Raw genomic sequence first — 786 nt, 5'->3', positions numbered from 1 at the left:
TGAAGGCAACTGTGTTGCTGGCCTTGATTTTGACTGGCTCACCGGTTTGCGGGTTTTTGCCGGTACGGGCGCCGCGGTGGCGTTGCAGGAAGGTGCCGAAGCCTACCAGCGTTACGCTGTCTTTGCGGTGCAGGGCGCCGGTGATTTCTTCGAGTACGGCGTTGAGAACGCGGTTGGCCTGCTCTTTGGTGAGGTCTGCTTTTTCAGCAATTGCTGCAGCGAGTTCTGGTTTACGCATATTAGTGAAGCCCCTTTGACGGTTTTTTGTTGTTATGTCCGTGCTGCTCTCTGTGGAACAGCGCCCAAAGCGCCGCAGGTGCTCTACTCTGCGGCAGACGGGAGTGAGGATGGCACGCAGCGAGGAGCCGCGCCAGTATCGGCGCGGCCAATGTAGGGGCAAAACAGGGGTGATTCCGACAGAACGACCGGTATTTACGCCAGCAGTGCCGGAAGCTCTTTGTTCAGGGCCAGTTTCTCCATCACGGCCGCGCCCGTCAGGGCATAACCGAGCAGTTTTCCGCTGGCATCGCGGCATAGCACTTTGATGTCAGCCCCCTGCCCTTCGACCGTCCAGACACCTTCCGAACCCCGAGGAGGCGGGGACACCACCAATGGGCACACCGGGGTTTTTACGGTGATGGGCATCGGGCCGTAGCTGACTGCTGTCGGCTTGCCGGCGAGGGTCTGGGCCAGCGCCCTCGCACAGCTCATCAGGGGCATCACGTACAACAGATTCAGCCCATCGACCTCGGCGCAGTCGCCCAACGCGTAGATATTGGCGTGAGA

Annotated in this window: 1 protein-coding gene and 1 pseudogene; both read right to left on the bottom strand. The window is 60.2% G+C overall.

Features of this window, described 5'->3' with window-relative positions:
• A partial coding sequence (locus D8V06_RS26545; RefSeq protein WP_130907143.1) for an HU family DNA-binding protein occupies positions 1-238 on the bottom strand: 238 nt, incomplete at its 3' end.
• A gap of 194 nt (positions 239-432) precedes the next feature.
• Positions 433-786, bottom strand: a pseudogene (locus tag D8V06_RS26540) (FAD-dependent oxidoreductase); the annotation flags it as partial.

The sequence above is a fragment of the Pseudomonas sp. Sample_24 genome, from assembly GCF_004307605.1.
In the GTDB taxonomy this organism is placed as follows: domain Bacteria; phylum Pseudomonadota; class Gammaproteobacteria; order Pseudomonadales; family Pseudomonadaceae; genus Aquipseudomonas.
This window is presented reverse-complemented; position numbering and strand designations above follow the sequence as displayed.